The following is a 21165-nucleotide window of genomic DNA, read 5'->3' as shown; positions in this document are numbered from 1 at the left end:
ATGTCGGCTTTCCGTACCCACGGCCGCGGACACCTGAATGGACCGGTCGTCGTTATCGGCACGGGCCTGCTCGGCACCAGCATCGGCCTCGGGCTGCGCGGCCGCGGCGTTGCCGTGTACCTGTCCGATCCGTCGCCGACCAACCAGGCGGTCGCCGTCGACATCGGCGCAGGAGTCCCGTTGGCTGCCATGGGTGACGAACGTCCCGAACTGGTTGTCGTCGCGTCTCCGCCGGACGTGACCGCGGACGTTGTGGAGCGTGCGCTGGCAGACTACCCGGACGCCACCGTCGTCGACATCGCCAGCGTCAAGGCAGCGATCCTGCATGATCTGCGGAGTCGCGGCGCGGACCTCAGCCGCTACGTGGGCACACATCCCATGGCAGGACGCGAGAAGTCCGGGCCCGTCGCCGCCCGGGGGGAGCTTTTCACCTCGATGCCGTGGGTCATGTGCCCGACCGAGGAATCCTCGGCCGGGGCGGTCCAGGCTGCGCGGGCGCTGGCCACCGACCTGGGTGGCCTCGTTTCGCAGTTCACGGCCGAGGAGCATGACGGGGCCGTGGCCCTGGTCTCCCACCTGCCGCAGGTGATGTCCTCGCTGCTGGCCAGCCGGCTGCAGGACACTCCGATGCATGCCCTTTCCCTCGCCGGGAACGGGCTCCGCGACACCACCCGTATCGCAGCCAGCGACCCCACGCTGTGGGTCCAGATCCTGGGGGCGAACGCCCCCAAGGTGGTGGAGATCCTTTACGGTGTGCGCGAAGACCTCAACCGGCTGATCGGGACGCTCGAAGACCCCGCGGCCGCCGGGGCCCGTCTTGACCTGGCCCAGCTGATAAGCGAAGGCAATGCCGGACAGGCCAGGATTCCGGGTAAACACGGCGGACCTCCGCAGGCCTATTCCTGGCTCACAGTGCTTGTCGATGACCGGCCCGGCCAGATCGCAAGGCTGCTGACCGAGATCGGTGAGATTGGCGTCAACCTCGAAGACCTCCGGCTGGATCACTCCTCCGGACAAAACGTGGGCATGGTGGAGATCTCGGTGCTGCCGAGCGCGCACGACCTACTTGTAGAAGCACTAAGCGACCGTGGATGGCGGGTACTTCAGTAATGACACAGGAACTGATTGACACTTTGCCTGCCCTCCGGCTTGGTCGGCCGTTGGTCGTGGCCATCGACGGGCCATCAGGCTCGGGGAAATCCAGCGTCAGCAAGGAAGTGGCACGCCGCCTGAACCTCGCCTACCTGGACACCGGTGCCATGTACCGGGCCCTCACCTGGTACTGCCTCGACCGCGGAACGGACCTTGCCGACGCCACCGCCGTTGAACTGGCAGCCGAAGAACTGCCGCTGGACATCAGCACCAGCCCGCACAGAGAGTTTGTCCGGGTCGGCGGCGCCGACGTCACCGACGCCATCAGGGAACCGGGCATCTCCTCGGCCGTCAGCGCCGTCGCCACCACGCTCGGTGCCCGGACCGAACTCATCCGCCGCCAGCGCGCCCTGATCGAAAAGCACAACCGCCGTATGGTGGTGGAGGGCCGGGACATTACCACCGTCGTCGTGCCCGGTGCACAGGTGCGCATGCTCCTGACGGCCAGCGAGGAAGCCCGGCTCCGCCGCCGCGGTATCCAGCTCGGCGGGACGCAAAGCGCCGAGCAACTGGCCGCCCAGGTAACCCAGCGGGACGCGAAGGACTCCACCGTGGTGAACTTCACCCAGGCGGCGGACGGCGTGGTGACGCTGGATTCGTCCGACCTGGATTTCGAGGAAACCGTAGTTGCCGCGCTCCGCATCGTCACCAAGGTCATCAACCATGAGTGATGCCGCCACTGTTCCCGGTGCGTGGACCGTGGCCTGGAGCCGGCCGGTCGGCCGGCTCCTGAACAACGCCGTCTACCGCACGTCCGTCACGGGGCGCTCCAACGTTCCGGCCGCCGGGCCGGTGATTTTCGCAGGAAACCACATCAGCTTCCTCGACGGACCCGTCATGTTCGGCGCGTCACCCCGGCCGATGCACATCCTCGTTAAAAAGGAGATGTTCAAGGGCTTCCTTGGCCGCGTGCTGAGGGCCTCGGGCCAGCTTCCGGTTGACCGGGCGGGGGACCGTTCGGTCCTGCAGCTCAGCAAGGATGTGCTCGACGCCGGGCGCTGCATCGGCATCCTGCCCGAGGGGACCCGGGGGAGCGGCACAGCAACCGGCATCAGCAACGGGGTGGCATGGCTCGCCCTGAATTCGGACGCCGTTGTGGTGCCCGTGGCCATCCTGGGCACCCGGCAGGGCGGCGAACACCTGGACAGCATCCCGAAACCCCGCCGCCGGCTGCACGTCAGCTTCGGCCAGGCCCTCACGCTCGGCCGGAATCCGGGTGAAACCGGGCGTGCTTCAATGGACAGGGCGGCTACGGAAATCCGGGACACTCTGGCCGCGCACGTCCGGACCACTGTCCGGCACAGCGGGATGTCTTTGCCCTCCGCGGATCATCCGCACCAACGTTCCAACGCAGTAGCCGGACCGCCGGCAGACCACCATTAAGGAAAGCGCAATGAGCGATACGACTCAAACTTCCGGCCACTCCGGCGCCGGCGAAGACGAATACACGCCCACCGGCACAGACCAGGTGGCTGAACATCTGGCGGCGATGGACGACGACGAGGCGGAGCTTCGCGCCGCTTCGCTCCGCGCCGGACTGGACGACTACGAACTCGACGAAGAAGACGCTGCGCTCCTCAGCGGCCTGCACGACGAGGACGATCTCGAGGGCCCGCTCAAGCTGGACCCCGTGCTCGCCATCATCGGCCGCCCGAACGTTGGCAAGTCCACCCTCGTCAACCGCATCCTGGGCCGCCGCGAGGCCGTTGTGGAGGACACCCCTGGCGTGACGCGCGACCGCGTGATGTACTCGGCGAACTGGAACGGGCGGAACTTCACGCTAGTGGATACCGGCGGCTGGGAGCACGATGCCCGCGGCATCCATGCCCGGGTGGCTGAGCAGGCCGAAATGGCAGTGGAACTGGCTGACGCAGTGCTGTTCGTCGTCGACTCGGCAGTGGGCGCAACCGCCACCGACGAGGCCGTCGTGAAGATGCTGCGGCGGAGCAAGAAGCCTGTCATCCTTGTGGCCAACAAGGTGGACGACTTTGTGCAGGAAGCCGACTCCGCAGTCCTGTGGGGCCTGGGCTTCGGCGAGCCGTATCCCGTCTCCGCCCTGCACGGCCGTGGCGTCGCCGACCTGCTGGACCACGTCATGGACACCCTGCCGGAGTTCTCCACCGTTGAGGGCATCGAACGCTCCGGCGGCCCGCGCCGGATCGCCCTGATCGGACGCCCCAACGTCGGCAAGTCTTCCCTCCTGAACAAGCTAGCCGGCTCCGAGCGCGTGGTGGTGGACAATACTGCCGGCACCACCCGCGATCCGGTCGATGAATTCATCGAGCTCGGCGGCCAAACCTGGCGCTTCGTGGATACCGCCGGCATCCGCCGGCGGCAGCACATGGCGCAAGGCGCCGATTTCTATGCCTCGCTGCGGACCCAGAGTGCGCTGGAAAAGGCGGAGGTCGCCGTCGTTCTTCTTGCTGTTGATGAGGTGCTCAGCGAGCAGGACGTCCGCATCCTCCAGCTGGCCATTGAGTCGGGGCGTGCCCTGGTGCTCGCTTTCAATAAGTGGGACCTTCTGGACGACGAACGTCGCCGGTACCTGGAACGCGAAATCGAGCAGGACCTGGCGCACGTGGAGTGGGCACCGCGCGTCAACATCTCCGCGAAGACGGGCTGGCACAAGGACCGCCTGGTGCCGGCGCTGGAGCTGGCGCTGGAAAACTGGGACCGGCGCATTCCGACCGGACGGCTCAACGCCTTCCTGGGCGAGCTGGTGGCGGCGCACCCGCACCCGGTTCGCGGTGGCAAGCAGCCCCGCATTCTGTTCGGCACGCAGGCCTCCAGCCGGCCGCCGAAGTTCGTCCTGTTCACCACGGGATTCCTGGACCCGGGTTACCGCCGGTTCATCACCCGCCGCCTGCGGGAAACCTTTGGCTTCGAGGGAACGCCCATCGAAGTCAGCATGCGCGTGCGTGAAAAGCGCGGCAAGAAGCGTTAATTACGACACACCGGGCGGCGAATGCCGGAAAGTGTCACTGGCACCCGCCGGAATCGTGTAAGCTCTTCTAGGTGGTTCGGCCGGACTGCTTAGGTGAAATTCTTCGGAAGCCCACCTGGCGGAGAACGGCGGAACTGACGGGCTGTAGCGCAGCTTGGTAGCGCACTTGACTGGGGGTCAAGGGGTCGCAGGTTCAAATCCTGTCAGCCCGACCGCGTGAAAACCCCGCCAACCCACAGGGTTGGCGGGGTTTTTTGTTGCCCGTTCGACGGCGGCACGTGGGTGAGCGTCAGGCGCTACCTGAGGACCTACTTGAGGAAGCGCGACGTTCTGCGGTCGGCCAGGATCTTGCCGTTAGTCTGGCAGGTCGGGCAGTACTGCAGGGCCGTGTCAGCGAAGGACACTTCCCGGACCGTGTCCCCGCATACCGGGCAGGGCTGGCCGGCGCGGCCATGCACATTCATGCCGCTCCGTTTCGCATCCTTGAGGTCCGCGGGCGCCTTTCCCTGGGCCTGGGCCACTGCGGCTCCCAGGACGTTGTGGATGGAGTCGAACAGGATCCCGACCTTCGCCGGCTCCAAGGAATTGGCCATGGCGAACGGGGAAATTTTCGCTGCATGCAGGATTTCGTCGCTGTACGCGTTTCCGATGCCGGCAATGACACTCTGGCTCCGCAGCACGCCCTTGATCTGGTGCGCGTGCCCGGCAAGGATCTCGGCGAACATCTCCCGGCTGAAGGCCGGGGCGAGTGGATCCGGTCCGAGGTCTGCAATACCGGGAACGTCGCCGGGCTTTGACACCACGTAGATTGCCAGGCCCTTCTTGGTGCCGGCCTCGGTCAAATCGATGCCCACCTTCCCGCCGTCGCCGCCCGCAAGGTGCAGCCGGGCCGCGATGGGACCTTTGCCGGGCCGGAGCGGATCGGGCGAGGGTTTTTCGGTGTAACGGACCCAGCCGGCCCTGGCAAGATGAAAGACGAGATACAGGCCGTCCGCGTCGATGCTGACGAACTTCCCGAACCGCTCCACTCCGCTGATAGCCCGGCCCGCCAGCGCCGTGTAGGGCGGGTCGGCCGTCTTGAGGACCGCCACGGACAGAATCTGCATCTTCTCCAGCACCGCGCCGCGCAGCCGTGTGTCGAGGAACGTGCTCAGTGCGGCCACCTCGGGTAGTTCCGGCATGGCACCACTTTGCCACACGGGATGCCGGATTGGGCGGTTCCCGCCTGCATAATGGCTCATCCTGCGGCCAGGGAGTTGTGCATATACTTTCAACCGGTGGCTGTTCCCTACGCCTCCGTTGACATTGGTGATTGACCCGATGAAAGGCCCCTGATGAGCAACATTCCCTCTGATCTGTCCTACACCGCCGAGCACGAATGGGTGACCGCACCGAACGCCGACGGTGTTGTCCGCGTGGGGATCACCGACTTCGCACAGGACGCCCTCGGGGATGTCGTCTACGCCCAGATGCCCGAAGTTGGCACCACTGTTAAGGCAAACGACGTCGTCGGCGAGGTTGAGTCCACGAAGAGCGTCAGCGACATTTACGCCCCTGTCTCCGGCGAGATCGTGGCCCGCAACGAGGCACTCGACGGCGATTCCGCGCTTATTAACTCCGATCCGTACGGGGACGGCTGGCTCATTGAAGTCAAGCTGGCCGAACCTGATGCAGTGGATTCCCTGCTCAGTGCATCGGAGTACGAACAACAGGTAGGCTAAAGCTAACCGGTCCCGCTGCCCGGCCACCGGATTCCATGCATGGAGTCCTGCGGCCGGACGGCGGGCGGCATACCGGAGCTGCCAGGCAGCTCCGGACGGTACGCGTTGATTGCAGGGGGACATCTGCAACGAATGAGGAGGAATCCATGGTTGGCGGCGAACAGAACCACACCAGCGGCGATTACGGCACAGGTGCGGGCAGGGCTTCGGAAACCACCTCGATCAACCTCACTCCGGTTCATGACGAGCCGACGATCGTACCCAAGCTCTCACCGGAGGAACGCTCTGCCGTCGAGGCACTGCCCTCCGGCTCGGCCCTGCTCGTGGCCCACAGCGGGCCGAACTCGGGTGCCCGTTTCCTCCTTGACTCCGATGTCACCACGGCCGGGCGGCACCCGGATGCTGACATTTTCCTCGACGACGTGACGGTGTCCCGCCGTCACGTGGAGTTCCGGCGCACACCGCGGAGCTTCGAGGTGGTGGACACCGGAAGCCTGAACGGCACCTATGTCAACCATGACCGCGTGGACAGCGTGGAACTGAGGTCCGGAAACGAAGTCCAGATTGGCAAGTTCCGCCTCACCTTCTACCTGAGCCCTGCCCGCGCAGCAGGACGCGTCTGATTCGGAGCGGCTGCCTGTGGCAATGGCACAACCGGAGCGCCGGGGACCACTGGTCCTGAACATCGGGGAAGTGCTCGCTCAGTTGAGCGACGACTTTCCGAGCATTACGGCGTCGAAAATCAGGTTCCTTGAGGAAAAAGGGCTCATCAATCCCCGGCGCACACCCGCGGGCTACCGGCAGTACTCGGACAGCGACGTCGAACGGCTGCGCTTCGTCCTGTCGCTTCAGCGCGACCAGTATCTGCCGCTCAAGGTCATCAAGGACTACCTTGACGCCATCGACCGGGGCGAGCGGCCCGAGAACCTCCCGCCCGGGGTCACCGTGTCCCCGCGCATCGTCTCGGACGAGCTCGCCGCGGAACTGCAGAACAAGGCGCGCAGGCTCAGCGAGGAGCAGCTGCGCGCGGAGTCGGGGGCCAGCGTGCCGCTTCTGCAGTCCCTCCTCAGTTTTGGCCTCATCGGGCACACGAACGGCAAATTCGACGAGCACGCCCTCCAAGTGGCCCGTGCCTGCGTCCAGCTGGAGAGCCACGGCCTGGAGCCGCGGCACCTCCGCCCCTTCCAGGCTGCCGCGGAGCGCGAGTTCGGACTCGTGGAACGCGCCGTGGCCACCCTGACCTCGCGCAGGGACGCTGCGTCACAGGCCCGCGCGGCGGAAGCCGCCAGGGAAATCAGCGACCTCTGCCTCACCCTGCACCGGGCCCTTGTCCAGGACCGTATCTCGCGGATGGAAATCTGATGATCGAAGTCGAGATTGTGGGCGTCCGCATCGAATTGCCCTCAAACCAGCCCCTGGTCCTGCTCCGCGAGATGCACGGAGAACGCCACGTTCCCATCTGGATCGGGACGCCCGAGGCAAGCGCCATCGCGCTGGCGCAGCAGGGCGTGGTGCCGCCACGGCCCATGACGCACGACCTGCTCGTGGACGTGGTGGAGACGCTTGGCCATTCCGTGGTCAGCGTGAACATCGTGGCCGTGGAGGACAACATCTTTTACGGCCAGCTGCAGTTCGACAACGGGGCCACTGTGAGCTCCAGGGCATCCGATGCCCTGGCAATCGCGCTGCGCGCCAAATGCCGGATCTGGTGCGCTGACTCTGTCATGGACGAGGCCGGCGTGCGTATCACCGAGCATGACGAGGGCGAGGACACGGAACCCGGGCCCCCCACCGTGGAGGAGGAGCGCGAGCTGCGCAGGTTCCGGGAGTTCCTTGACGACGTCGAGCCCGAGGATTTCGACGGCTAAGGTCACGTTAAGGTTAAAGTTGAGGCTGAAACTTTCGACACGCCCCGCCATTCATGCGAACGTCTTTGACCTTGGGCCATGGCAGGCCTAACGTCGAAGGTACCAAGTTCCCATTGCATACGACAGCGGCGCAAGTCACACTGGAAAGTGCTACTCCGGCCGAATTACAAGCGTGAATTTCATCCGGACTTCATGCGTGTAGCAGCTGTTGCGGCAACTTCCCCAGGGGAGCTCATGACAAGGAGGATCCACGTGAGTCCGAAAGGCGAAGCAGGCGAGCTGAAGCAACCCTCGGCGGCCGGTGTTGCCGTGCCCGCAAGCGGTGCTCAGGGTCTTCTCTTCACTGAGGATCTCCCGGTTCTGGATGAGGACGCCGGCTACCGCGGCCCCACGGCCTGCAAGGCCGCCGGCATCACGTACCGGCAGCTCGACTACTGGGCCCGCACCGGCCTGGTGGAGCCTGCAGTCCGCGGCGCAGCCGGCTCCGGATCCCAGCGGCTCTACGGTTTCCGCGACATCCTGGTCCTGAAGGTCGTCAAGCGGCTGCTGGACACCGGCGTATCGCTGCAGCAGATCCGCAGCGCGGTAGAGCATCTCCGTGAACGCGGTGTCGAGGACCTGGCCCAGATCACCCTCATGAGCGACGGCGCCAGCGTCTACGAATGCACGTCCGCGGACGAGGTCATTGATCTCGTGCAGGGTGGCCAGGGCGTGTTCGGCATCGCTGTGGGCCGGGTGTGGCGCGAAGTCGAGGGGAGCCTCGCCTCACTGCCCAGCGAGCACGCAGGCGAACAGACGTTCCCGGACGACGAACTCAGCAAGCGCCGCGCGGCACGCAAGATCGGCTAGCGGCGCCAGCCATAAGATTACGCAGAAGGCCGCCTCCCGTCGGGGAGGCGGCCTTCTGCATTCGGCAGGGCCACCGGGAACCGGGGCTGCGCTTACCGGGCGCTGCGGCTGCGGCTGGTCTTGTTGGTGGCCAGAAGATTTCCCAGCAGCGTGTCGTATAGCCCGGCCGCCGTCTTGGCGGAGTCCCCGGGCCAGTGGTGGACGGAGTGCGCCGCGCCCTGGATCTGCTGCCAGTTGGCCTGTTCCGGGATGTGCGGAGCCAGCAGGAGGTCGCCGAACATGGCCTGCATCTCGGCAAGCCGGAACGCGTGCTCGGAGGATCCGGAGCGCACGCGGTTGGCCACGATGCCGGCAGGGGAGAGGTTCGGTGCGAATTCCTGCCGGAACAGCTGGATGGCCCGCATGGTGCGTTCGGTGCCGGCCACGGAGAAGAGCCCCGGCTCGGCGACCAGTGCCACCTTGTTGCTGGCAGACCAGGCCATGCGGGTCAGGCCGTTCAGGGACGGCGGGCAGTCCACCAGGACGAGTTCATACGCATCTGCGCCGGAGAGCACCGCTGATAGCCTGCGTAAATCGCGTTTGCCAAGGTCGGGCCGGTCGTAGATACCGGTGTACGCGGACCCGACGGCGACATCGAGCACCGCTGGGCCGGAACCGTTGATGGCCGCACGGCTGATCCAGCCGCTGGGCACGACGTTCTCAGCGATCTTGGCCTTGCGCGGATTCTTCAGCATCCTGCCGATGTCCAGCTTGTCGCTGGGCTGCACGCCGAGGGCTGTGCTGGCGTCGGCATGGGGATCGAGGTCCACTACGAGGGTTGGGATGCCTGCGGCCAGTGCCGCAGACGCCAGTCCGGTTGTAACGGATGTCTTGCCGACACCGCCCTTGAGGCTGCTGATGCTGACTACTTGCACTTGAGAGACCAATACCTAACGCCGGTTGCCGTGTTGGGGTACGTTCCGTTCCGGTGCTGCCGGAACCGGGGCAGGCTTCCGCCGCCCCATTCATCATATGTTGACCTCGGCCGGAATCCCTTCTTCTGCGGATCCGGGCATGCCTCGCCGGCCGGCCCGGCCGCCGAGGCATCCGGCAGCAGCAAAAACAGGAGTAATTGCGGGCCGGCAGTGAATATGGTCCTGAGATGACGGATAATTCTGTGACGGTAGACACAATGATTTGTGTTTCGTCCGGCCCGTCTTACACACTGTGACCACTCACCGATACACCCGCAATGATGCAGGAGAAGTATGTTTTCCAAGATTCTGGTGGCCAACCGCGGAGAAATTGCAATCCGGGCTTTCCGCGCCGGCTACGAACTGGGCGCCAAGACAGTCGCCGTGTTCCCCAACGAGGACCGCAACTCGATCCACCGCCAGAAGGCCGATGAGGCGTATCTGATCGGCGAAGAGGGCCACCCCGTCCGCGCCTACCTGGACGTCGACGAAGTGGTGCGCGTGGCGAAGGAGTCTGGGGCGGACGCCATCTACCCCGGCTACGGCTTCCTCTCCGAGAACCCCGACCTGGCGCGTGCCGCCAAGGCCGCAGGCATCACCTTCGTGGGTCCGCCCGCGGAGGTCCTGGAACTCGCCGGCAACAAGGTGGCCGCACTGGAGGCCGCACGCAAGGCCGGCGTCCCCGTGCTGAAGTCGAGCGCGCCCTCGAAGGACCTTGACGAACTGATCGCTGCTGCGGATGAGATCGGCTTCCCCATTTTCGCCAAGGCTGTGGCCGGCGGCGGCGGGCGCGGCATGCGCCGCGTCAACACCCGCGAAGCCCTGCCGGAAGCGCTGCAGTCCGCCATGCGCGAGGCCGACGCCGCCTTCGGTGACCCCACCATGTTCCTTGAGCAGGCAGTGCTCCGCCCGCGCCACATCGAGGTCCAGATCCTGGCCGACGCCGAGGGCAACGTCATGCACCTCTTCGAGCGTGACTGTTCCATCCAGCGCCGCCACCAGAAGGTCATCGAGATCGCCCCGGCCCCCAACCTGGACGAAGGCATCCGCCAGGCCCTGTACCGGGACGCCGTGAAGTTCGCCAAGGCCCTGAACTACGTCAACGCGGGAACGGTCGAGTTCCTCGTGGACACTGTGGGCGAACGCGCCGGCCAGCACGTCTTCATCGAAATGAACCCCCGCATCCAGGTGGAGCACACCGTCACCGAAGAGGTCACAGACGTCGACCTCGTCCAGGCTCAGATGCGCATCGCCGCCGGCGAGACCCTGGCTGACCTGGGCCTGTCCCAGGAGACCGTCTTCCTCAAGGGTGCCGCGCTGCAGAGCCGCATCACCACCGAAGACCCCGCTAACGGCTTCCGGCCCGACGTCGGAAAGATCACTGGTTACCGCTCCGCCGGCGGCGCCGGCGTAAGGCTCGACGGAGGCACTGTCTACTCGGGTGCCGAAATCAGCCCGCACTTCGACTCCATGCTGGTGAAGCTCACCTGCCGCGGCCGGGACTATCCCGCGGCGGTTGCCAGGGCGCGCCGGTCGCTGGCGGAGTTCCGCATCCGTGGTGTCTCCACCAACATCTCATTCCTGCAGGCCGTGCTTGATGATCCGGACTTCATCGCCGGCAACGTTGCCACGTCCTTCATCGATGAACGGCCCGAACTGCTGAAGGCGCGTGTCTCCGCCGACCGCGGCACCAAGCTGCTGACCTGGCTCGCCGAGGTCACCGTGAACAAGCCGAACGGCGAGCTTCCGGTCCGCACCGACCCGGCGGAAAAGCTCCCCCCGGTCACCGGCACCGAGGCCCGCCCCGGTTCCCGCCAGCGGCTCCTCGAACTCGGCCCGGAGGGCTTCGCCAAGGCGCTGCGCGAACAGAAGGCTGTGGCCGTCACCGACACCACCTTCCGCGACGCCCACCAGTCCCTGCTGGCCACCCGCGTCCGCACCAGGGACCTGGTGGCCGCCGCACCCGCGGTCTCCAACCTCACGCCTGAACTGCTGTCGGTTGAAGCCTGGGGCGGCGCCACCTATGACGTCGCACTGCGGTTCCTCGGTGAGGATCCCTGGGACCGGCTGGCCGCGCTGCGCAAGGCCCTGCCGAACATCTGCCTGCAGATGCTGCTTCGCGGCCGGAATACCGTGGGCTACACCCCGTACCCCGAGGAAGTGACCGAGGCCTTCGTCAACGAGGCAGCGGCCACCGGCATCGACATCTTCCGCATCTTCGATGCCCTGAACGACGTCAGCCAGATGGCGCCGGCCATTCGCGCTGTCCGGGCCACGGGCACCGCCGTCGCCGAGGTGGCACTCTGCTACACCGGCGACATGCTGGACCCGGAAGAGACGCTTTACACGCTGGATTACTACCTGGACCTGGCGGACAAGATTGTCGACGCCGGTGCCCACATTCTGGCCATCAAGGACATGGCAGGCCTGCTGCGTCCGGCAGCCGCCGCGAAGCTCGTCGCAGCCCTGCGGGAACGGTTCGACCTCCCGGTCCACCTGCACACCCACGACACCGCCGGTGGCCAGCTCGCCACCCTGCTGTCGGCAGTCGATGCCGGCGTGGACGCCGTCGACGTCGCCTCGGCATCCCTGGCCGGCACCACGAGCCAGCCGTCGGCGTCGGCCCTGGTTGCGGCGCTGGCCCACACGGAACGTGACACGGGGCTCAGCCTGGCCGCGGTCAGCTCCCTCGAGCCGTACTGGGAGGCCGTGCGCAGGGTTTACGCTCCCTTCGAATCGGGCCTTCCGGGTCCCACCGGCCGCGTGTACCAGCACGAAATCCCGGGCGGGCAGCTGTCAAATCTCCGTCAGCAGGCCATGGCGCTGGGCCTGGGCGAGCGCTTCGAGGCGATCGAGGACATGTACACCGCTGCGGACCGGATCCTGGGCCACCTGGTCAAGGTGACCCCGTCGTCGAAGGTGGTGGGCGACCTCGCCCTGCACCTCGTCGGGCTGAACGCTGACCCGGCCGACTTCAACGAGAACCCGCAGAACTACGACATCCCCGACTCCGTCATTGGATTCCTGTCCGGTGAGCTGGGCAACCCTCCGGGAGGCTGGCCTGAGCCGTTCCGCACCAAGGCCCTTCAGGGCCGGAGCGTCAAGGTGCGTGACGCCGAGCTGAGCGCCGAGGACAGCGAAGCTCTCCGCGGCGACTCCAAGACCCGCCAGCAAACCCTGAACCGGTTGCTGTTCGCCGGGCCGACGAAGGACTACCTCAAGAGCGTTGAGACGTACGGCAACGTTTCGGTCCTGGACACGCGCGACTACCTTTACGGCCTGCAGCGCGGCGAAGAGCACGTGATCGAGCTCGAAAAGGGTGTGCGCCTGATCGCGTCCCTGGAAGCTGTGTCGGAGCCGGACGAGAAGGGCATGCGCTCGGTCATGTGCACGCTCAACGGGCAGTCCCGCCCGGTTTCGGTGCGCGACAAGTCCGTGGTCAGCAATGTGAAAGCGGCCGAGAAGGCGGACACGTCCGTGCCTGGCCACGTCGCCGCTCCCTTTGCCGGCGCCGTGACGGTCACCGTCAAGGCGGGTGACACCGTCAACGCTGGTGACACGGTTGCCACCATCGAGGCCATGAAGATGGAGGCATCCATCACGACGCCGGTGGGCGGCAAGGTGACGCGGCTGGCCATTTCCGCCGTGGAACAGGTTCAGGGCGGTGACCTGCTGGTCGTTGTTGAATAAACGGCGGTCGAATAGATGACTGTTGAGCGGTGACCTGCGGCTGGATTGCCGCTGAATAGCCTGCGGGGCGGCCGGCGGCCGCCCTGCAGGTAGGGTGGTAGACAGAAAAAGGGTTGTGGGGGACGGCGCCAAGCCGCCCCCACAGCCATTTCCGAACCACACTGGCTGCCGCTGACCCAACGTGCAGCCGGTACGAAACAGAGCGGAAGCCATGACGCAGACGAATACGCCCAAGCCAGGGCCGCGCCCCGACCGCAGGCCTTCAATCTCCCAAGGCAGCGTCGTCGACGTTGCGCCGGAGGCGGGGGCCGCTCCCGACCGCGTGTCTCCGGCGGACGCCGCGGACGCAGCGGTGACCAGTGACGTGGCTCCGGCAGGGGACATCAGCGTGGTGACCGTTTCCGGCGCCCAGGACCGCACCTCTGCCGGATCGCTCCCGGCAGTCGGCGGCGTGGTGCAGAAGGGGACGGTCACATCGGCCATGCCCGTTGTGACCGCTGGCCCCGGTGTTGCCGCCGGCGGCATCGGCGAACTTGGCACAAGCGACACACTCGTGGCGGGCACAGAGCCGGCTGATGCATCGGACGCAGCCACCGCCGAATTGGCGCCCGAGCAGGTTGCCATCACTGAAGAAGCGAAGGGCCTTCCCGGGCGCCGTGAACGGCCCGAGGGGCCGGAGCCCGCTGCCGCCCTGACCGCCGACCGTCTCCTGACCAGGGCTGCAGCCGCCCCGGTGTCGGGCTGGCGCCGCTGGCTGTACCAGGCAACCCTGGGCTACGTGAACCTCGGCGACTCGGACCAGGTCCGTATCCAGCGGGCCATGGAGCACCGCATCGCCGTGCGGCTGGGGGAGCGGACCAGGTACGTGCCGGTGCTCTCGCGCAAGGGCGGGGTGGGTAAGACCACGGTCACAACCCTGCTCGGCATGGTGTTGGCTGAGCTGCGTGAGGACCGGGTCATCGCGATGGATGCGAATCCGGACCGGGGCACCCTTTCGGACCGGTCGCCGGGCAGGGCTGATTTCACGGCCCGCCAGCTGGTGAAGGACAGGTTCACGGTCGACTCGTTCGCGCAGCTGTCCAACTACACGGCGCGGGAAGGTTCGCGCCTCGATGTGCTCGCCTCGGACACCGATCCCATGGTGGCGCACGCCTTCGACGACGCCGACTACCGTGCAGTTACCGACATCCTGGGCCGGTATTACTCGATCGTGCTCACCGACTCAGGCACCGGCATGGTGCACTCGGTCATGAAGGGCACACTGGAGAAGGCCGATGCCGTGGTGCTCGTCTCGGGCGGCAGTGTGGATGAGGCCCGGCTGGCGTCCGAAACTCTGTCCTGGCTTGAAGCCCACGGCCGCCAGGATCTGGTCGCCAAGGCAACAGTGGTCATCAACATAGCCGCCGGCAACCGCACGCTGGTCAACATCGACGAAATCGAGCAGCACTTCCTCTCGCGGGTGAAGAACGTGGTGCGGATTCCGCATGACCGGCACCTGGCGGAGGGCTCGCGGATCAGCCTGGGCCAGCTGAAGCCCGCAACCCGCGCCGCAGCCGTGGAGCTGGCCGCGCTGGTAGTGGACGAGCTGCAGCAGGCCTAGGCGGATCAAGCCCGGGCTAGGCGCGGGTGGGCTTCGGCGACTTGTACATGTCGTCGATCACGCTTTCGAAGTCCTTCATGACCTGCGCGCGCTTGACCTTCATGGACGGGGTCAGGTGGCCGGAGGCTTCGGTGAAGTCGCTCGGCACGATCCGGAAGGACTTGATGGCCTCCGCCTGCGACACCGACTGGTTGGCCTGGTTGATGAGCTCCTGCACGGCGGCCTTGACCTCGGCATGCCCGACGGCGTCACTCAGGTTCGTGTCCGCCGGCAGGCCGTGGCGCTGCAGCCAGCCGGGGAGTGCTTCCTCATCGAGGGTCACGAGGGCGCCGATGAACGGGCGGTTGTCACCCACAACGAGGACCTGTGACACCAGCGCATCAGCCCGGATTTGGTCCTCGAGCAGCGCGGGAACCACGTTCTTGCCGCCGGCGGTGACAATGATTTCCTTCTTGCGGCCGGTAATCAGCAGGTAGCCGTCGTCGTCGAGCTGGCCGATGTCGCCGGTGCGGAACCAGCCGTCGGCGAACGACTCCTCGGTGAGGTCGGGCCGCTGGAAATACCCCCGCATGACGCAGGAGCCCTTGACGAGGATCTCGCCGTCGTCGGCAATCCGAACGCTGTTGCCGGGAATCGGGACGCCGACCGTTCCGATCTTGATCCGCTCCGGCGTATTGACGCTGACGGGGGCCGTGGTTTCGGTGAGGCCGTAGCCCTCCAGGATCTGCAGGCCGATGCCCTGGAAGAAGTGGCCCAGCCGCTCGCCCAGCGGACCGCCGCCCGATACCGCATGGGCCACCTCCCCGCCCATGGCGGCGCGGAGTTTGCCGTAGACGAGCTTGTCGAAGATGGCGTGCTTTATCTTCAGGCCCAGGCCGATGCTGCCGGCCTGCCGAGCGCGGGAGTAAGCGATCGCCGTGTCGGCGGCCTTGTGGAAGATCGCGCCCTTGCCGCCGTCTTCGGCCTTGGTGAGGGCCGAGTTGTAGACCTTTTCGAACACGCGCGGCACGGCAAGGATGAACGTCGGCTTGTAGCTTTGCAGGTCGGGCAGCAGGTGCTTGATGTCGGGGGTATGCGCCACGGTGACGCCGGCGGCCACCGCCAGGACCGAGATGAAGCGCGCGAAGACATGTGCCAGCGGAAGGAACATGATGGTGCGCGACTGCTCATTGACTACGCCGCGCAGCGAGGTGGCCAGGGCGTTCTCGGACAGCTCCACGAAGTTTCCGTGCGTGAGTTCGCAGCCTTTGGGCCGGCCGGTGGTGCCCGACGTGTAGATGATGGTGGCGAGGTCGCGGAGCCCGGCGGAGCGCCGCCGGGCGTCGAGCTCGTCGTCGGTGACGGCGGCGCCGGCCGCACGCACGGTGTCGAGGCCGTCCCCTTCCAGCTGCCACACGTGGGTCAGCGCCGTGAGGCCTTCGGTGGCAGCGGCCTGCCGGATGATGTTTTCGTGGTGGTCCGATTCGCCGAATGCAGCGACGGCGCCGGAGTCGCCCAGATTCCAGGCGACCTGGGAAGGCGACGACGTTTCGTAGATGGGAACGGAAACGCCACCTGCGAACCAGATGGCGAAGTCGATGAGTGCCCACTCGTAGCGGGTGCGCGACATGATGCCCACGCGGTCGCCCGCACCGACGCCGCTGGCGATGAGCCCCTTGGCGAGGGCGGACGCGTCGGCCACAAATTCCTTGGCCCGGATGTCCTGCCACTGGCCGGCAGAGTCGAGGCGCGAAAACAGGGCAGGGTTGGATGCCTTGGCTGCCTGGCGCAGAACAAGGTCCGTGATATTGCTGTCCAGGGGGACGTTCGCCAAGGGCGGAACGCTGAATTCGCGCACGTTAGCTCCTTTGATATCCGTTGGCCGCAGCGGGTAGTCCTAACCTTAGTACGTCAGGTGGAGAGGGCTGGCGGATCGGGGTTACTCACCAGTAACTTTACGCCTGGGGCGGTGCCCGCCACCAGTGTGCAGGTCGTGTCGTTCGGGTGTCCTACCTGCGCTGATGCTCTGTGGCGGCACCTAGAATGGGGGACTATGCAGCCCTCCCCGCCCAACGAGCAGCCAGCACCGCCCTTTGACTCCATCCGGAGCGGCGAGCCCGGGGCATGGGCGTCCCGGCGCGCGGAGTCGCGCCACTTAGTGTCACGGCGCCCGGCCTCCGGGCACGGGGTCCGGTTGGCTGGCCACCGCCTGTTCCGGCAGCAACTGCGGCTGGGCCGGCGGGGACTTGCCATCGGCATCGACATTGGCGGCACCAAAGTTGCCGCCGGCGTGGTGGACGCCGAGGGCCGCATCCTGCGAGAGGCGCGCCGGTCCACGCCGGGAAGCGACCCGCGTGCGGTGGAGCGCGTCATCGTGGAACTGGTTGAGGAACTGAGCGCCGGTGCCCGTATCCGGTCGGTGGGCATTGGCGCCGCCGGCTGGATGGATCTCGACGGCGGCACGGTGCTGTTCAGCCCGCACCTCGCCTGGCGGAACGAACCGCTGCGGGAGAATCTGCAGCACCTGCTGCGGCGCCCCGTGATGCTGGTTAACGACGCCGACGCTGCGGCCTGGGCCGAGTGGCGCTTCGGTGCCGGGCAGGGGCAGGACCGGCTTGTCTGCATCACCCTTGGCACCGGCATCGGCGGAGCCATGGTGATGGACGGGCGCGTCGAGCGCGGCAAGTTTGGTGTGGCAGGGGAGTTCGGCCACCAGATCATCATGCCCGGCGGGCACCGGTGCGAGTGCGGCAACCGCGGCTGCTGGGAACAGTACGCCTCAGGTAACGCCCTCGGCCGGGAGGCCCGGGAACTGGCGATGGCGAATTCGCCGGTGGCGCAGGAACTTCTCAAGGCCGTCGACGGAACCGCCGAGCGCATCACCGGCGCCACGGTGACCGAACTGGCCATAGCCGGCGACGCCGCATCCCGGGAGCTCCTGGAGGACGTCGGGAACTGGCTCGGACTGGGGCTGGCAAACCTTGCCGCCGCCCTCGACCCCGGGAAGTTCGTGATTGGCGGCGGTCTCTGCGCGGCCGGCGAACTGCTGGTGGCTCCGGCGCGCAAGGCCTTCGCCCGCAACCTCACCGGCCGCGGATTCCGTCCTGCCGCAGAAATAGACCTGGCCGCCCTTGGGCCGAATGCCGGCCTGATCGGGGCTGCCGACCTGTCCCGGGCCAGCAGCCGTACGCACCGCTGACGGAAGCGTCAGACCCGGGCGCCGTCGTCGTTCTCGTCCTTCTCCTGGGGCAGCTTCATGATCAGATAGACCACAGCCCCGATGAAGGCGGCCACCATGCCGAGTATTGCCAGCAGCGGCGCGGAGCGCCAAAACATCGACGACAGGACCAGGGCAACCGGAGCGCCGACGGCGCCCAGCCACGCGAGCATCGTCAGCGGGTCCGTCGCCGAGAGTTTGGGCGGCTCCTCCGGCACGAACTCACCGTCGTCGTCCTCGACGCTGTAGTCGCGCGGGTCCCCGGCGCCGGGGGGAACGTCGGGCTGCCCGGAGCGGGCAGCTTTCTCCTGCCCGGTTGCTTTCTCCCGGTCGGCGGCCTGCTGCCGCTCAGCGGCTGACAGTTCCCGGGGCGCCCGCGGCGCCAGGCCCAGCGGATCGAAGTCGGTGAAGCGTCTGGCCGCGCTTTCCGGACCGGAACCGGAGTCCGGCTCTTCTGCCCGTGCGGAGCCGGCGTCGTCGGCTCCGTTGTCGCTGGTAGCCGTGCTGTGCCGGGGACCGCCGTGATGGCGCGGCGACCCGGCGGCGGGGGATTCCCCGTCGCTGGGGACGGCGTCCGCATCCGGAGCAGGGCTGTCACCCTGGAGCCTGGCCACCAGGTCGAGCCAGACGGCGTCATCCTGGTTGGCACTCGGATCGGATGAATTCGAATCGGGCCTATTCATCGGTCGCGCCCTTCTGGCTGGCTGTCGCGGAGTCGGCGGATCCCCGGTGGCCGTCCGCCACCACGGAGTGGATGAAGTCCACCGAGCCGCTGAAGATCTGGTCGGCATCGTGGTCCAGCGTGGCCACGTGGTAACTGTTGTCGAGCCGCGTGAGCTGCAGCGGGGCGTGGATAAGCCCGCGCCGCAGGGCCGTGATGCTGGTATCGGAAACAACGTGGTCCACCGTGGAGCGGAACACGCGGACCGGCGCTGTGATGCGCGGCAGCAGCCGGACCGTGTCCTTGAACATCTTATTCAGTTCGTGGGCGGCCGCCACAGGGGTACGGGAATATGCGCCCTCGTCGACGCCCGGCTTCCGGATGTCGTTGGCTATAGCCGGCGTGCTCTTCAGGACCAACTTGAGGATCCCGGCCAACGGGGCCCGGCGGTCATCAATGACAAGGCCGGGGTTGACCACGATGGCTCCGGCGACGGGCCTGGTCGCGGCGATGCGCAGTGCCAGGGCGCCGCCCATGGACAGGCCCGCTGCGAAGACAAGGTCGCATTCGGACTCGAGTTCAAGGTAAGCGGCGTCCATCGCGTCGTGCCACTGCGGCCAGCGGTTGCGGGACAGCTCCTGCCAGGTGGTGCCGTGGCCCGGCAGCAGCGGCATCCTGACGGCAAAGCCGGCATCGGCAAACGACTGGGCCCATGAACGCAGGCTGTGCGGGCTGCCGGTGAAGCCGTGGGACAGGGCGATGCCGATGGACGGCCCCTCGCCCGAGAAGGCGCTGCTGAACGGGCTGTGATCGGGAAGTGTGGTCATGACTTCTCCGACGGTATGTGGCTTCGGGAATGCAGCTGGAAAAACCGCGCCGAGGACTCGAAAATTTCCTGGGCGTCCGTGTCCAGCGTGGCCACGTGACCGCTGTTCCTCAGCAGCACCACGTCGAGGGCCGCCGAGCCGAGGCGCCTCCGGATCAGGCTGAGCGAAGTCGGGGGCACCACTGCGTCATTGGCCGACTTGAAGACCAGCACCGGGGCAGTGATTCGCGGCAGGCCGCGGACTGCGGCAGCGAACAGCCTCTTCAGCTGGTGCACAGCCGCCAGCGGCGTAAGGGAGTAGTCGCCGTCGTCGGTGTGGGGCGCCGTCGGATTTTCCTCGGCGATGGGCACGGTGGTCCGTTGGATGTATTTCAGCAGGCCGATAATCCGGACGCGCCGGTCGTAAAAGCTCAGGCCGGGATTGACGACGGCGACGCCCGCCACGTTGTGGCGGGCTGCGGTGAGCAGGGCGATGGCGCCGCCCATGGAGAGGCCAGCCACGTAGCATTCGTCCGTCCTGGCCGCCAGTTCCAGGTACGCCTGTTCGAAGGCGCCGTGCCACTCCCGCCATCCTGTCCTGGCCAGTTCCTGCCAGCTCGTGCCGTGCCCGGGGAGCAGCGGAACAGTGACGGCGAAGCCGCGCCCGGCGAGGAATTCAGCCCACGGCAGGATGCTGAGCGGACTGCCGGTGAAGCCGTGCGAAATCGCGATTCCGATCCGCGCATTGGCTCCGTGTCCCGCGTAGCTGAAAGCGGCGGGCCTTGTGCGGTCGCTGCTTTCTGTCATGAATCCATCGTGTCACTGTTCCGGACAATTCTCACTAGAGTAGGGTTGCATTGCAGCGCCGCCGGGCCCTTTGGAACGCCCGGGCGGTAGCCTTCCGGAGAGGTAAGACACGTGTTCTATTGGGTCATGAAGCGGATCTTCCTGGGGCCGGTGGTCCGCACTCTTTTCCGGCCGTGGGTCAAAGGGCTGGACAACATCCCGTCCGAGGGGGCGGCGATTATCGCCTCCAACCACCTTTCATTTTCGGACTCAATCTTCATGCCGCTGATGGTGCCGCGGCCCGTCATTTTCCTGGCCAAATCCGAGTACTTTACGGGCAAGGGGCTCAAGGGCCGGTTAACCGCCCTGTTCTTCCGGCTGACCAACCAGCTCCCCATGGACCGTTCCGGGGGAGCGGCTTCGGCGGCCTCGCTCGATGCGGGCATGGATGTGCTCACCCACGGCGGACTGCTGGGCATCTACCCCGAGGGCACGCGCAGCCCCGACTCGCGGTTGTACCGCGGAAAGGTGGGGGTGGCCCGGCTGGCCCTCCAGGCCGGTGTCCCCGTCATCCCAGTGGCGATGATCGGAACGGACAAGGTTCAGCCCATCGGCAAGCGGCTGCCGAACATCCGGCGGATCGGTATGATCTTCGGCAAGCCCCTGGACTTCAGCAGGTATGAGGGAATGGCCGATGACCGGCTGATCCAGCGGTCGGTTACGGACGAGGTCATGTACGAGCTAATGCGGCTCTCCGGCCAGGAATACGTGGACGAGTACGCCTCGGTGGTCAAGCTCAGGCTGGCGGGGAAGGCCGGGCCGGAGCCAGGGGAGGCCGGTTCCTCCCGCTCGGCGTCGTAGCTGACCGTGACGCCGCGTGTCTGTGACGCCTTGTGTCTGTTTGTGTCTGCGACGCTCTGGGTCTGTGACGCCGGGCCCG

At 66.6% G+C, this 21165-nt stretch carries 19 protein-coding genes and 1 tRNA gene; 14 read left to right on the top strand and 6 right to left on the bottom strand.

From position 1 onward, the window contains the following. The 5 genes from G9E11_RS05355 (at position 1) to G9E11_RS05335 (ending at position 4308) form a co-directional block, all read left to right on the top strand. A complete protein-coding gene (locus G9E11_RS05355) occupies positions 1-1110 on the top strand; it encodes a prephenate dehydrogenase (protein ID WP_190603467.1) in 1110 nt (369 codons plus the stop codon). Further along, positions 1110-1823, top strand: coding sequence for a (d)CMP kinase (gene cmk / locus G9E11_RS05350; RefSeq protein ID WP_190603465.1), 714 nt, complete (start codon positions 1110-1112; stop codon positions 1821-1823). Before G9E11_RS05355 ends, cmk begins: the two co-directional genes overlap by 1 nt. Next, entirely contained in the window at positions 1816-2535 is a 720-nt protein-coding gene (locus G9E11_RS05345; RefSeq protein WP_190603463.1) for a lysophospholipid acyltransferase family protein, read from the top strand. Before cmk ends, G9E11_RS05345 begins: the two co-directional genes overlap by 8 nt. A gap of 10 nt (positions 2536-2545) precedes the next feature. Beyond that, positions 2546-4096: a ribosome biogenesis GTPase Der gene (gene der / locus G9E11_RS05340; RefSeq protein ID WP_190603462.1), complete on the top strand. Its 1551-nt coding sequence runs from the start codon at positions 2546-2548 to the stop codon at positions 4094-4096. A gap of 138 nt (positions 4097-4234) precedes the next feature. After that, positions 4235-4308, top strand: a tRNA-Pro gene (locus tag G9E11_RS05335). Between the two features lie 96 nt (positions 4309-4404). On the opposite strand, the gene G9E11_RS05330 is transcribed toward G9E11_RS05335, so the two are convergent. Beyond that, positions 4405-5277, bottom strand: a complete 873-nt coding sequence (locus G9E11_RS05330) for an Fpg/Nei family DNA glycosylase (protein ID WP_190603460.1) — start codon at positions 5275-5277, stop codon at positions 4405-4407. Between the two features lie 153 nt (positions 5278-5430). On the opposite strand from G9E11_RS05330, the gene gcvH reads away from it, so the two are divergent. From gcvH to G9E11_RS05305, 5 genes are all read left to right on the top strand, one after another. Then, on the top strand, positions 5431-5817 hold the full coding sequence (gene gcvH / locus G9E11_RS05325) for a glycine cleavage system protein GcvH (RefSeq protein WP_111903684.1): 387 nt from the start codon (positions 5431-5433) through the stop codon (positions 5815-5817). Between the two features lie 146 nt (positions 5818-5963). Further along, complete coding sequence (locus G9E11_RS05320) at positions 5964-6440, top strand: FHA domain-containing protein (protein WP_111903683.1); 477 nt, start codon at positions 5964-5966, stop codon at positions 6438-6440. A 22-nt stretch (positions 6441-6462) separates the two neighbouring features. Continuing rightward, positions 6463-7179: a transcriptional regulator FtsR gene (gene ftsR / locus G9E11_RS05315; RefSeq protein ID WP_190603458.1), complete on the top strand. Its 717-nt coding sequence runs from the start codon at positions 6463-6465 to the stop codon at positions 7177-7179. Then, complete coding sequence (locus G9E11_RS05310) at positions 7179-7685, top strand: bifunctional nuclease family protein (protein WP_102973947.1); 507 nt, start codon at positions 7179-7181, stop codon at positions 7683-7685. Before ftsR ends, G9E11_RS05310 begins: the two co-directional genes overlap by 1 nt. Positions 7686-7937: 252 nt before the next feature. After that, complete coding sequence (locus G9E11_RS05305) at positions 7938-8534, top strand: MerR family transcriptional regulator (protein WP_190603455.1); 597 nt, start codon at positions 7938-7940, stop codon at positions 8532-8534. A 92-nt stretch (positions 8535-8626) separates the two neighbouring features. Here G9E11_RS05305 and G9E11_RS05300 read toward each other — a convergent pair whose 3' ends face one another. Then, positions 8627-9448, bottom strand: coding sequence for a ParA family protein (locus tag G9E11_RS05300; RefSeq protein ID WP_190603454.1), 822 nt, complete (start codon positions 9446-9448; stop codon positions 8627-8629). A gap of 333 nt (positions 9449-9781) precedes the next feature. On the opposite strand from G9E11_RS05300, the gene G9E11_RS05295 reads away from it, so the two are divergent. Both G9E11_RS05295 and G9E11_RS05290 read left to right on the top strand, forming a co-directional pair. Then, entirely contained in the window at positions 9782-13177 is a 3396-nt protein-coding gene (locus G9E11_RS05295; RefSeq protein WP_190603452.1) for a pyruvate carboxylase, read from the top strand. A 211-nt stretch (positions 13178-13388) separates the two neighbouring features. Beyond that, positions 13389-14777: a MinD/ParA family ATP-binding protein gene (locus G9E11_RS05290; protein WP_190603450.1), complete on the top strand. Its 1389-nt coding sequence runs from the start codon at positions 13389-13391 to the stop codon at positions 14775-14777. A gap of 16 nt (positions 14778-14793) precedes the next feature. Here the strand turns inward: G9E11_RS05290 and G9E11_RS05285 are convergent, their stop codons facing one another. After that, entirely contained in the window at positions 14794-16614 is a 1821-nt protein-coding gene (locus tag G9E11_RS05285; RefSeq protein ID WP_190603448.1) for an AMP-dependent synthetase/ligase, read from the bottom strand. 195 nt (positions 16615-16809) lie between these two features. Here G9E11_RS05285 and G9E11_RS05280 point away from each other — a divergent pair, with 195 nt between their 5' ends. Then, a complete protein-coding gene (locus G9E11_RS05280; RefSeq protein WP_246468678.1) occupies positions 16810-17955 on the top strand; it encodes an ROK family glucokinase in 1146 nt (381 codons plus the stop codon). Positions 17956-17963: 8 nt separating this feature from the next. Here the strand turns inward: G9E11_RS05280 and G9E11_RS05275 are convergent, their stop codons facing one another. The 3 genes from G9E11_RS05275 to G9E11_RS05265 are packed head-to-tail and all read right to left on the bottom strand — an operon-like array spanning position 17964 to position 20246. Further along, positions 17964-18656: a GlsB/YeaQ/YmgE family stress response membrane protein gene (locus tag G9E11_RS05275; RefSeq protein WP_190603446.1), complete on the bottom strand. Its 693-nt coding sequence runs from the start codon at positions 18654-18656 to the stop codon at positions 17964-17966. Then, positions 18649-19461 carry an alpha/beta hydrolase gene (locus G9E11_RS05270; protein ID WP_190603445.1) on the bottom strand — a complete coding sequence of 271 codons (813 nt, stop codon included), beginning with the start codon at positions 19459-19461 and terminating at the stop codon, positions 18649-18651. The genes G9E11_RS05275 and G9E11_RS05270 overlap by 8 nt, the downstream gene beginning before the upstream one ends. Beyond that, complete coding sequence (locus tag G9E11_RS05265; RefSeq protein ID WP_190603443.1) at positions 19458-20246, bottom strand: alpha/beta hydrolase; 789 nt, start codon at positions 20244-20246, stop codon at positions 19458-19460. The genes G9E11_RS05270 and G9E11_RS05265 overlap by 4 nt, the downstream gene beginning before the upstream one ends. A gap of 111 nt (positions 20247-20357) precedes the next feature. Between G9E11_RS05265 and G9E11_RS05260 the strand changes: the two genes are divergently transcribed. Beyond that, positions 20358-21086, top strand: a complete 729-nt coding sequence (locus tag G9E11_RS05260; protein ID WP_102973956.1) for a lysophospholipid acyltransferase family protein — start codon at positions 20358-20360, stop codon at positions 21084-21086. Positions 21087-21165 lie beyond the last annotated feature (79 nt).

The sequence above is a fragment of the Arthrobacter ipis genome, assembly GCF_014694315.1.
Classification (GTDB): Bacteria; Actinomycetota; Actinomycetes; order Actinomycetales; family Micrococcaceae; genus Arthrobacter; species Arthrobacter ipis.
The sequence above is the reverse complement of the archived record's forward strand: the minus strand, read 5'-3'. Positions and strand labels throughout refer to the sequence as shown.

Excerpts from the sequence above, each read along its gene's own strand:
- G9E11_RS05355 (WP_190603467.1), top strand. The coding sequence starts at position 1 with ATGTCGGCTTTCCGTACCCACGGCCGCGGACACCTGAATGGACCGGTC.
- cmk (WP_190603465.1), top strand. The coding sequence starts at position 1,110 with ATGACACAGGAACTGATTGACACTTTGCCTGCCCTCCGGCTTGGTCGG.
- G9E11_RS05345 (WP_190603463.1), top strand. The coding sequence starts at position 1,816 with ATGAGTGATGCCGCCACTGTTCCCGGTGCGTGGACCGTGGCCTGGAGC.
- der (WP_190603462.1), top strand. The coding sequence starts at position 2,546 with ATGAGCGATACGACTCAAACTTCCGGCCACTCCGGCGCCGGCGAAGAC.
- G9E11_RS05330 (WP_190603460.1), bottom strand. The coding sequence starts at position 5,277 with ATGCCGGAACTACCCGAGGTGGCCGCACTGAGCACGTTCCTCGACACA.
- gcvH (WP_111903684.1), top strand. The coding sequence starts at position 5,431 with ATGAGCAACATTCCCTCTGATCTGTCCTACACCGCCGAGCACGAATGG.
- G9E11_RS05320 (WP_111903683.1), top strand. The coding sequence starts at position 5,964 with ATGGTTGGCGGCGAACAGAACCACACCAGCGGCGATTACGGCACAGGT.
- ftsR (WP_190603458.1), top strand. The coding sequence starts at position 6,463 with ATGGCACAACCGGAGCGCCGGGGACCACTGGTCCTGAACATCGGGGAA.
- G9E11_RS05310 (WP_102973947.1), top strand. The coding sequence starts at position 7,179 with ATGATCGAAGTCGAGATTGTGGGCGTCCGCATCGAATTGCCCTCAAAC.
- G9E11_RS05295 (WP_190603452.1), top strand. The coding sequence starts at position 9,782 with ATGTTTTCCAAGATTCTGGTGGCCAACCGCGGAGAAATTGCAATCCGG.
- G9E11_RS05290 (WP_190603450.1), top strand. The coding sequence starts at position 13,389 with ATGACGCAGACGAATACGCCCAAGCCAGGGCCGCGCCCCGACCGCAGG.
- G9E11_RS05280 (WP_246468678.1), top strand. The coding sequence starts at position 16,810 with ATGCAGCCCTCCCCGCCCAACGAGCAGCCAGCACCGCCCTTTGACTCC.
- G9E11_RS05275 (WP_190603446.1), bottom strand. The coding sequence starts at position 18,656 with ATGAATAGGCCCGATTCGAATTCATCCGATCCGAGTGCCAACCAGGAT.
- G9E11_RS05270 (WP_190603445.1), bottom strand. The coding sequence starts at position 19,461 with ATGACCACACTTCCCGATCACAGCCCGTTCAGCAGCGCCTTCTCGGGC.
- G9E11_RS05265 (WP_190603443.1), bottom strand. The coding sequence starts at position 20,246 with ATGACAGAAAGCAGCGACCGCACAAGGCCCGCCGCTTTCAGCTACGCG.